Source organism: Pontibacter sp. HJ8, from assembly GCF_054824225.1.
The window spans coordinates 1-9193 of record NZ_JSYF01000331.1 but is presented as its reverse complement, the minus strand read 5'-3'; the positions used below and the strand labels follow the sequence as shown (position 1 = coordinate 9193).

At 52.9% G+C, this 9193-nt stretch carries 8 protein-coding genes; 3 read left to right on the top strand and 5 right to left on the bottom strand.

All coding sequences use genetic code 11. The features are described 5' to 3' along the window. Positions 1 to 398, top strand: a 398-nt coding sequence (locus tag OB13_RS14445; RefSeq protein WP_461490877.1) for a hypothetical protein, incomplete at its 5' end; no start/stop codon positions are given. Between the two features lie 139 nt (positions 399 to 537). Next, positions 538 to 1065: a GNAT family N-acetyltransferase gene (locus OB13_RS14440; RefSeq protein ID WP_461490876.1), complete on the top strand. Its 528-nt coding sequence runs from the start codon at positions 538 to 540 to the stop codon at positions 1063 to 1065. Positions 1066 to 1136: 71 nt separating this feature from the next. On the opposite strand, the gene OB13_RS14435 is transcribed toward OB13_RS14440, so the two are convergent. The 5 genes from OB13_RS14435 to OB13_RS14415 all read right to left on the bottom strand — a co-directional run bounded on the left by OB13_RS14435 (position 1137) and on the right by OB13_RS14415 (position 6985). Next, positions 1137 to 2066 (bottom strand): DUF1259 domain-containing protein, encoded by a 930-nt coding sequence (locus tag OB13_RS14435; protein WP_461490875.1) that lies wholly within the window; start codon positions 2064 to 2066, stop codon positions 1137 to 1139. A gap of 71 nt (positions 2067 to 2137) precedes the next feature. After that, positions 2138 to 3493: a chromate efflux transporter gene (chrA, locus tag OB13_RS14430; RefSeq protein ID WP_461490874.1), complete on the bottom strand. Its 1356-nt coding sequence runs from the start codon at positions 3491 to 3493 to the stop codon at positions 2138 to 2140. A 129-nt stretch (positions 3494 to 3622) separates the two neighbouring features. Further along, entirely contained in the window at positions 3623 to 4765 is a 1143-nt protein-coding gene (locus OB13_RS14425; RefSeq protein ID WP_461490873.1) for an FAD-dependent monooxygenase, read from the bottom strand. 271 nt (positions 4766 to 5036) lie between these two features. After that, the gene (locus OB13_RS14420) at positions 5037 to 6098 is read right to left on the bottom strand and encodes a lysylphosphatidylglycerol synthase transmembrane domain-containing protein (protein ID WP_461490872.1); all 1062 of its coding nucleotides are present in this window, start codon (positions 6096 to 6098) and stop codon (positions 5037 to 5039) included. A 116-nt stretch (positions 6099 to 6214) separates the two neighbouring features. Continuing rightward, positions 6215 to 6985 (bottom strand): segregation and condensation protein A, encoded by a 771-nt coding sequence (locus OB13_RS14415; RefSeq protein ID WP_461490871.1) that lies wholly within the window; start codon positions 6983 to 6985, stop codon positions 6215 to 6217. 381 nt (positions 6986 to 7366) lie between these two features. On the opposite strand from OB13_RS14415, the gene dxs reads away from it, so the two are divergent. Beyond that, a partial coding sequence (dxs, locus tag OB13_RS14410; RefSeq protein WP_461490870.1) for a 1-deoxy-D-xylulose-5-phosphate synthase occupies positions 7367 to 9193 on the top strand: 1827 nt, incomplete at its 3' end.

The window sequence follows — 9193 nt, the reverse complement described above, 5'->3', positions numbered from 1 at the left end:
CTTTGAATGAAGTCATAGAATATTTCGACCACAGTGTAAATAACATATTAGGAGTAGATTATTCAATAGGCGACAAGACCTTAACTGTTTTCAATGACTTGTTGAGAGATTACTCTGTCTCTCAAATTTATGGAATTATCTACAGATCTGTTAATAACGCTTTACGTTTCAGAGTGGAGAAAGGAGCAACACTTAAGCACGCAGCAAATACCATTATTGGCAATGCACAGAATTACGCAGAGCGAGCAAAAGTAAATAATTGGGATCTTTCCAAATATAAACGAATTGAAGATTGTCCAGAATCTGCACTAAGCAAGTTCTTCTTTGAGCGAATTTTGAGAATTGGCTATAACGGTTTCAATGAAGTTCCCAATATAGAAATATTAAGAAAGGAATAAATTACAGAGCAATAGATATAAATATCCCCCGCTCCTTCGGATTTGCAATCCAAAAGCGACTTACCTGCGGATTTATAATCCCCAATTACAAAAGTTCCGGATTACAACTCCGAAACAGCAAACGTACAGCAATCAATACATGCTCATCCAACCCATCCATACCAACAGGCTTGTGCTTGTCCCCTTTACGCTTCCGGTGGCGCAGGCGCTTTTAGCCTTCAACACAGGTATACTTGCCCAGATCGGCCTGCAACCGACGCGCTTCTGGCCCGACCAGGAGAGCATGGACACCTTGCCCCGCATCATTAAAAGACTGGAGCAGGTACCGGAGCCAACCGGGTTCGAATCCTGGATGATCGTGCTGAAACACAATGCCACGGTGATAGGCGATGCCGGTTTCAAAGGAGCACCAAATCAGGAAGGGGCGGTGGACATTGGCTATTCTATTATCGAGCAGGAACAACAGCAAGGCTATGGGCTCGAAACAGCCAAAGCCCTTATGGATTGGGCCTTCCGGCAACCTGATGTAAAAGCGGTTACAGCAAACTGCCTTCTGGAAAATGCAGCCTCGATCCGGCTACTGGCAAAGCTAGGTATGCGGGAAATTGTGCGGGACGATGAAATGATCTACTGGAAGCTGCCAAAATCAGAGGCTGTAACAAGGTAAACAGTAAAGAGCTTTTTTTAGTCCCTCTGCTGTATGGCCCAAAAGGAGGCCATTGCAGGCTATATCTAGTATTAATGGCCCTCCTGCGCTTTGCCCGTCTGATCCAGCGCAGCTTTTAAGCCTGTTGCCAGTTTCTCGGCAGGGCCTACGCCCCAGTAGTGCAGAAAAAAGATGCGCGGCTCCTCGTGCACCATGTGGTTGTGCACCGCTACTACCTCAATGCCATTCTCTACCAGCGCTTTGATGACGGGCGCTACCTCATCTTCCAACATGGCAAAGTCACCGGCTACCGCCGCGCGCTCGGGCGAGCCTTGCCACGAGGCCCAGGTATTAAACCCCATAAACGTACTTACCTGCTGGCCATGCTCCTGCAGCTTTACATCGGGCCGGCCAATGGTCACTTTATAAATGCCACTGTTCATCTCACCGCTTTGGCCCAGAATAGCTGTAAGCCTCTGCACGTCGAGGGAATTTTGCACTTGCTGCGCTGTTGCCTTGCCGGGATCGCCGCCTCTTAGTTCGGTTACTTTATCCAGCACCGCTTTTACTCCCTTTGCTAAATGTTCTTCCGAGCCATTCCCCGCTATGTGCATGAACATGACGCCAGGCCGATCGCGCACAAAGTGGTTGTGCAGTCCTGTTAGGGTGAGCCCGTTGTTGATAATGACCTGCTGTACCGGCCCAATCTCATTTTCTTTCACAACGATATCGCCCATTAGTATGGCTCCTTTTGGTGCCGGGCTGAAAGCGGCCCAACTGCCTAAGCCCATCGGCGGGATGATTTTGAAGCCATCCACTTCCACGTTCAGGTCGTGCTGCGGCACCGTGATCTTATATTCGCCTTCGTTTTCCTGCCCTTTCATGCCCAGCATCTGCTCTATGGCAGCGGTGTTCAGCTTACGCTCCTGCTTGTTAGCAGCAGCATGTTGCCCTACAGCAGCCGATAAAGCCCATAGGCAGAAAACCAGCGAAATCATTACCCTTCTTATTATCATTGTCATTGAGGTTGAGCTATACTTTCTTTTACGACAACGACAGCAAGTCAGCGCTTACAGTAGCGCTGGTTTCGGGCTTAGATGGGCTGATAATATCCTGACAGGTACATCGCCAACCCGGCCAGGGCGCTCACGACGATCCACGGAATCATTCCTATCTTAAAGCGGTACATGGCCACTAGGGAGACGATGATCCAGCCGAGGCTGAAATAATCTACAGCTAAGCCCTCTCCACTTCCTTGGAAGATAACTGCCCTACCAAAGTACACGGTCAGGTTCAGGATAACCCCCACCACGGCAGCGGTTACGATGCTTAGCACGGCCTTCACACTGGTGTTGCTCTGGGTTCTTTCGATGATGGGAGCCCCTACCAGTATAAACAGGAAGCAGGGCAGAAAGGTATAAAATGTAGTGGTCAGCAGCCCCAGCGTACCCATGAGCAGGGAGCCGGCAAAGTGATTGTAACCGGCCATAAACCCGACAAAGGCCAGCACCATGATCAGCGGCCCCGGTGTGGTTTCGCCCAGCGCCAGCCCGTCGATCATCTGAAAGCTACTGAGCCAGTTGAATTTCTCTACCGTTACCTGCGCCACATAAGGCAAAACCGCATACGCGCCACCAAACGTCACCAAAGCGGCCTGTGTAAAGAAGATGGAGAGCTTATTCCAGAAATCGTGGTCAGGAAGCAGCACGTAGAACAGCACGAAAGGTGCTGCCCAAAGCAGCAAGGCAACCGCCACCTGGCGCGTTACCCGCTTCCAGCTAAAACCGGTATGGGGCAGCACAGAGGCAGCATTTATATAATACCCGGTTTCGTCTGCTGCTGCCTTCTCATCAGTAGCCTGCTCTGTAAGCGCTCCGGGGAAGAATTTCAGCAGGATGACAGCCAGCACGATCGTGGCCAGGATGATGAGCGGGAACGGCACATTGAAAAAGTAGATCAGAATAAAGCTCAGGAGCGCCAGCCCGTAGTGCTGCCAGTTTACCAGTGCTTTTTTACCGATCTTGATCAGTGCCAGCACCACAATGGCCACTACGGCAGGCTTCAACCCATAGAACAAAGCAGCTACCCAGGGAATGCTGCCATAGGTCACATACACGATACTGAGTGCCAGCAGGATGAACACCGACGGCAGCACAAACAGGATGCCAGCCGCCAGACCGCCCCGCACGCCGTGCAATAGCCACCCGATGTAGGTAGCCAATTGCTGCGCTTCGGGCCCCGGCAGCAGCATGCAGTAATTCAACGCATGCAAAAACCGGGCTTCAGACACCCATTTTTTCTGGTCGACCACAAATTCGTGCATGATGCCGATCTGCCCGGCGGGCCCGCCAAAGCTGATAAAGCCCAGTTTCAGCCAGAAGAAGAAGGCTTCCCTGAAACTGGGCTGCTGAGAGGACAAAGTAGTAGTTGCGCTTGTATTAGCTTGCATAGAGGAAGCATTTAGCTCGTAATAAGGTGATGTGAGCAGCCGCAACAAAGGGCTGTATTATTTTGTAGCCTGCAACTACGGCAGAAGCGTGCACCTGCTTTACCTTTCGTGTTGGCAGCTATACCTGATTCAGAAATCTACTTTATACAGATCCTCCATCTGCCTTTGGGTCACAAAGCGGGGCATGGCGCGGAACAGCGTGTTGCGCAGACGGCCTAGCAGTGGATTACGCCAATGGGCTACTGTACCCAACAGGCGCGACATCTGGATCACCTTTGCCGTACGGGCTTTCCGGCGTTTTTCGTACTTCTTCAGGGCTTTTGCCAGCACGGACTCCTGCTGCAGGCACTGGGCCAGCACCACGGCATCCTCAATCGCCTGGCAGGCGCCTTGCCCCATGTTGGGCGTAGTAGCATGTGCCGCGTCCCCGAGCAGGACAATACGACCATGCACAAAATGCTCCAGCGGCTTGAGGTCCGCAATATCATTCCAGATAAGCTGCTCCGGGGCAGTGGAGGCTAGAACAGCCTCTACCGGAGAGTGTACTTCTTCAAAATGGCGGGCAAGTTTCTCGGGGGTCATGCGGCGCATTTTCTCGTCTTGCTGCGGGGCGTTGATGCAGGCATACCAGTAGATCTTATCGCCCTGCAACGGTGCTATACCTACCCGCCCCTGCGGCGCCCACGTTTCGGCCGAAATCATGTTGTTGATATTTACGCCGGGATTGTCAATAACGGCCCGCCAGCAGGTATAGCCGGCATAGCGCGGCACGCTTTGGGGCACCAGCAACTGGCGGACTACAGAGCTGATCCCGTCGGCCGCGATCAGCAGGTCGGCTGTGGCCTGGCTGCCATCCGCGAAGGTTACTTTTACCTGCTCTCCCTGCTGTTCTACCGATTCACAGCGCTTGCCCAGCACCACGGACTCCGGATGCAGATGACTCAGCAGCACTTCGTGCAGGTCGGCGCGGTGTATTACAAAATTGTTGATGCCATACTTGCTGCTCAGGGGCCGGGTATCCATGTTGCTGATCTCCTGGCCGTGCTCATCAAAAATAACCAGTGCATCGAGTTGCTTGCCACGGGCTACCACATCCTCTACCACGCCCAGCCGCGCCAGCCCCTGCATGGCATTGGCCGCCAGCCCCACGCCTGCGCCCAGCCCCCTGAACTTCGGCGCTGCCTCATACACAGTCGTATCTATACCTGCCTGCTGCAGTGCAAGGGCTGCACATAAGCCGCCTATACCTCCTCCTATTACAATAGCTTTCATGATGCTATACCTGTTAGAATTGTCATGCGTCTGATCTTTATACTGCGATGAGCACGCCGGTAGTTATCCGCCTTCTATCCACTAAACCCGCTCCTGACCTCTCCGGGAGGAGCATCACTTGTAGCGAAGTCTCTTAGCAAGACCCACAAAAAAGGCAGCACCAGAATTACCCTCATGCTGCCTTGCTTCCGTTCCGGCGTCCTGCTTCAAAAATTTTTGTCCTTCTTCGCCCGGAAAATGTGCTCCGTGTTACCATATCTGCAACCTATACCTATACCTTCACCTCATCCTCCACTGCCTGTCGCCCGAACACTTTGGCGATCCAGCGGGGCAGCACTATGGAGCCCAGCACCAGGTATGGATAGTAGGTGATCAGGCGATAGAGCACAACCACGATGTTGCTGAACCCACCCAGGAACAAGCCGAAGAAACTTGGGAAGGCCATCTCGACGATACCGGCTCCGCCCGGCGTGATGGCCACCAGCATCACGATCCAGAAGATGAGGTTGCGGGAGATGATAAGCAGGTGTTCACTTAGTGTTACGTCGGTAAAGGCTGCGATCAGGCAGTTGAGCAGGAAGTAGCGGGCACACCACACAAATATGGTGGAGATGATGGCTCTGGCCCAATAATTAAAGTCTTTGCCCTTCAGCTGCTGCGAGGCCCACACGATCTCGTTGCCATGCTGAAAAGCATTCACACGCCATTTCCGGAACAGCTTCAGGGAAGTCAGCTTCAGCAGTATCCACTTGAAGGCCCGTGGCCTCACAAAAAGTGCATAGATCATGATGAAGGTATAGATGGCAATGAGGAAATAACTGATGTAGAACGCTGTCTTGAGCGCCGATAGGTCAGAGCCGCCAAAGCCAAAGGTAGGGAACACTTCTCCCTGCGTGGCCAGCAGCGCGATGGGCGCCGCCAGAATGAAGAACATGTTATCCAGCACGGCCGTGACCATGACATAGGCCAGGGATTTACCCAGCGGTATACCTTCTTTGTGGAGGAGGATGGTGGCAATGGTGCTCCCGCCTACGACTGAGGGTGTGATGGCAGAGGCAAACTCCCAGAGCATGATCACGTCGAGGCTGTTGCGCCAGCTCAGAAACTTATCGGTCAGGCTACGGATGCGGTACATATAGCCTACATCCCGTATCAGCAGCACCAGCAGCGCTGCTGCCAGCCACCAAATATTTGCTTGCGTGATCCCCTTCAGGTCATCGAGCCCGTCATCTTTGAGAAACAACCAGGCAGTAGCTCCCAGTCCCAAAAAAACAGGGATCAGGACCTTGATCGGACTAAAGTTCTTCAGTATGGTCTTCTTATTCTGATCCATGCAGACTGCTTAACCCAACTCCACTGTGAGCGTTTCTCTCTTTTGCTTTGTAAAACTACTTAACTATTCGTCAACTAGGGGGAAACGGTTGGGCTTTTTGAAAATTTAAGGTATAGCTACTCGATCAGCAACTGCGTCACCTGGGCTGCCTGCCCGTCGGCTGCAGTGATCATAAAGTCGTTGAACCCCTCTCCTACTTCCACCCCGATCAGGTTGAGCTGCAGCATATCCAGAATAGCCAGGAAGTTGAAGATCAACCCGAGCTTCTCGGGGAAGGCGGACATGATCTCGGAGAAAGCAACCTGTTGCCGCTCCTCAATAGCCCGCAAAATGTAGTCCCGCTGGCCCTCGATGGTATACGGATAGGTATAAACGGTGTGCTTCGGGCGGTTCTGCTCTTCTTCGAAGCGGTGCATGACCTTATCGAACACCCGCATCAGTTTGTAGAGGCTCAGGTCCTGCAGCTCGTACTCAAAGTGGTTGGCCTTGGCGATCTGCTGCAGTTCCTCGTCTATGTTGCCGCGGTTCTCCTGTGCCAGGCGCATGTCCTCCATCTGCCCCAGGTCGCCCAGCGCCCCCTTGTACTTTTTATACTCCAGCAGGTGTAGCACCAGTTCCTGCCGCGGATCTATCTCGTTTCCCTGTTCATCCTTTTCGGTGCGCGGCAGCAGCATTTTGGCCTTGATGCGCATCAGTGTGGCAGCCGTCAGGATAAAGTCGCTGGCCACCTCAATATTGAGCTGCTCCATTTGCCGGATGTAGAACATGAATTCGTTGGTGATCTGGAAGATCGGAATATCGTGTATGTCCAGCTCATCACGCTCTATAAAGAAGAGCAGCAGATCGAACGGCCCCTCAAACAACGGTAATTTTATTTCGAAACTCACTTCTCTGGCCTTAAGGTTAGTGCGCGCAGCGCTTCAGGTTGACAAAAATACTAATTTATTCGGATGAAACAGAAGCTCCTGTACGCCGCCCGGAGAGCCCCGGACCTGCAAAGCAGAACAAAAACAGATTTCAGCTGTATAAGTTTAACACTATCAAGAAGGAGAGCCTGGGCTTAAGTTCCGCTCAGAATAAAACAACCTGACCTGCAACGCTTTACAAAAATTTACATATATTCCCCCGTAGGCTGCCGTGGCAGAATCAGAGAGAAAAGCAGCTCGTGTTCTGAAATTTATTAACTTTACGCTTTGTCCGGCCCAGGTATTTTGCGCTTTGCAAACTTTTGCCGGAAAAATTTGTTGGAGGTCTATAAAGACATTTCTATGATCATTAAACCTGGAGAGCTGCTTGCCTCCATTGACACGCCTGCCGACCTGAGGAACCTGAAGGAAGAGCAACTGCTGCAGGTATGCCAGGAGCTCAGGCAATACATCATCGATGTGGTATCCATCCACGGCGGTCACTTTGGTGCCAGCCTGGGCGTAGTAGAACTGACCACAGCGCTGCACTACGTGTTCAACACACCGTACGACCAGCTGGTATGGGATGTAGGCCACCAAGCATACGGGCACAAGATCCTCACCGGCCGACGTGATAACTTCCATACGAACCGCAAGTATGGCGGCCTCTCCGGTTTCCCCAAACGCAAAGAAAGCGAATACGATACCTTTGGCGTAGGCCACTCCAGCACCTCCATTTCGGCGGCACTGGGTATGGCGGTTGCCTCGCAGTACAAAAACGAAGAAGACCGGCAGCACATTGCCGTGATCGGCGACGGTGCCCTGACAGGCGGCATGGCCTTTGAGGCACTCAACCATGCCGGCGCTACCAATACCAATTTGCTGGTGGTGCTCAACGACAACTGCATGAGCATCGACCCGAATGTGGGCGCACTCAAAGAATACTTAACAGATATCACTACCTCGCGCACCTACAACAAGCTGCGCGACGAGCTGTGGAATGTCCTGGGCAAGATCAGCAAGTTTGGTCCGAATGCCCAGCACATTGCTTCCAAAATAGAAAGCGGCATCAAAGCCACGCTCTCCAAGCAGAGCAACCTCTTTGAAGGCCTCAACTTCCGTTATTTCGGCCCGATCGACGGCCACGACATCCATCACCTGGTGTCGGTCATGGAAGACCTGAAACGCATACCCGGCCCCAAGATCCTGCACGTGCTCACCACCAAAGGCAAAGGGTTTGCCCTTGCCGAAAAAGATCAGACCAAATGGCACGCACCGGGCCTGTTTGACAAGATCACAGGCGAGATCTACAAAACGCACCACGACACGCCACAGCCGCCCAAGTACCAGGATGTGTTTGGCCATACCTTGGTGGAACTGGCTGAGCAGAACGAGAAGATCATGGGTGTAACGCCTGCCATGCCTTCCGGCTGCTCGCTCAACATCATGATGAAGGCCATGCCGGACCGAGCCTTTGACGTAGGTATAGCCGAGCAACATGCAGTGACTTTCTCGGCCGGCCTGGCCACGCAGGGTTTGGTGCCGTTCTGCAATATCTACAGCACGTTCATGCAGCGCGGTTACGACCAGGTGGTACACGATGTGTGCCTCCAGAACCTGCACGTGGTATTCTGCCTTGACAGAGCCGGTTTTGCTGGTGCCGATGGCCCGACGCACCACGGCGCTTACGACATTGCCTACATGCGCTGCATCCCCAACATGGTGGTAGCTGCCCCGATGAACGAGCAGGAACTGCGCAACATGATGTATACTGCTTCGCAGGAAGGTGCCGGTCCGTTCACGATTCGCTACCCACGTGGGGAGGGAGTTATGCCGGAATGGCGCACGCCGCTGGAACTGCAGCCAATCGGCAAAGGCCGCACGGTTCAGGAAGGCGAAGAAGTAGCGATCCTGACCTTTGGCCACATCGGCAACTATGCCGTAGATGTTTGCCAGAAACTGGGCTACGAAGGCCTCACGCCGGGCCACTACGACATGCGCTATTGCAAGCCGCTGGACGAAGAACTGCTGCACCACATTTTCGGGAAGTATGGCAAAGTGATCACGGTGGAAGACGGCTGCCTGCAGGGCGGCTTCGGAAGCGCCGTGTTGGAGTTCATGGTAGACCATGGCTATACCTCGCAGGTAAAACGCCTCGGCATACCGGATGTTATTTTTGAGCACGGCTCC

What these genes read in the sequence shown, in the direction of transcription:
- OB13_RS14440 (WP_461490876.1), top strand. Translation starts at nt 538, where the DNA reads ATGCTCATCCAACCCATCCATACCAACAGGCTTGTGCTTGTCCCCTTT.
- OB13_RS14435 (WP_461490875.1), bottom strand. Translation starts at nt 2,066, where the DNA reads ATGACAATGATAATAAGAAGGGTAATGATTTCGCTGGTTTTCTGCCTA.
- chrA (WP_461490874.1), bottom strand. Translation starts at nt 3,493, where the DNA reads ATGCAAGCTAATACAAGCGCAACTACTACTTTGTCCTCTCAGCAGCCC.
- OB13_RS14425 (WP_461490873.1), bottom strand. Translation starts at nt 4,765, where the DNA reads ATGAAAGCTATTGTAATAGGAGGAGGTATAGGCGGCTTATGTGCAGCC.
- OB13_RS14420 (WP_461490872.1), bottom strand. Translation starts at nt 6,098, where the DNA reads ATGGATCAGAATAAGAAGACCATACTGAAGAACTTTAGTCCGATCAAG.